Source organism: Marseilla massiliensis, from assembly GCF_016899855.1.
Taxonomy (GTDB): domain Bacteria; phylum Bacteroidota; class Bacteroidia; order Bacteroidales; family Bacteroidaceae; genus Prevotella.
This window is the reverse complement of sequence record NZ_JACJJG010000215.1, coordinates 1-1,085: the sequence shown is the minus strand read 5'-3', so window position 1 is coordinate 1,085 and position 1,085 is coordinate 1. Positions and strand designations below refer to the sequence as shown.

General features: G+C 40.6%; 1 pseudogene. It reads left to right on the top strand.

The annotated features are described in order from the left end of the window. Nucleotides 1-1,085 (top strand): annotated as a pseudogene (locus H6A34_RS14445) (hypothetical protein); the annotation flags it as partial.

Genomic DNA, 1,085 nt, shown 5'->3' with positions numbered 1-1,085 from the left:
GACTTGATTAACTATTTCCTTATTTATAGCCCTGACAAGAATGAAGAGGTAAGACCATTCGACGGTGATTTTGCAAAGTTGATGTCGAGGGGTGACTTGAGGAGGTATGTTGTATTTGACGAGACTCCTACATTTATAAAGCCCTTCGTTGAGTTTGACAGGAGTATATTAGGGGTGTTCAGCAAGATGGACGGTGAAGGAAAGATAACCTGTATAGACAAGGATGGAATATCGGCATTTTACGACAGCTTCATCAGGAATACCAAACTCGATTTCTTCAACGACACATACAAGATAAACAGGATAAAGAGGGATGTTGTTCTTGGCCTTGTCCCGAAGTATTATGATTCATGGATGGTAGATGAAGGACAAAAGGTAGGTATTACATTTAACCCGGTAGATATTTGTCCCGATAATGTAGCTATAAAGACCCACGTGCTTATTTTCGAGGGAGCCGGTAATATTCTCTTCAAGGGTTCTTCATGTTTCAAATTATTGGATGTAAAAGAGAAATACAATACCGTTACGGAGTTTAAGCAGGTGGAGTTCGGCTTGAAGAGGAACAGGTTGGATAATGATAAGTTCAGTTCTTTTCTTGATGGTGTCACAAAGCTCATTGACAAACCCTCTCTTGTTGTCTGTTGGAAGGATGTTAACGGTAATGACGAAGGGCCTGGTATATCATCTTATGCAGAAAGGGTCAGGAATGGACTGTTGGAAAGGAAAGTTAATCCAAATATGTTCTCGGTCACTTACTATGGAGCGTCGGATAATAAAAGTACCAACCAATACAGGGACATGAGGCAGATTATACTATGCGGTGACTGGAGTTTGCCTAATACCGAAGCTGCAAAAATAAGGAAGGCATACGGGACAAAGGCTGATTCACAAGACCTTAAGATGTGGTATTTTGCCCAGCTGATAACAAGGATAGGAATAAGGAAGCACATCAAGGGAGAGGTCTATACTGTTCTCTATACTTGTGATTTTGAGGAGTGTTTCATTGATAGGCTGGATTCGTATTTCAACAAGAACAAGTTAATACCGATAAGCCCTATGATACATGAAGACTGGAAGGTGAAACT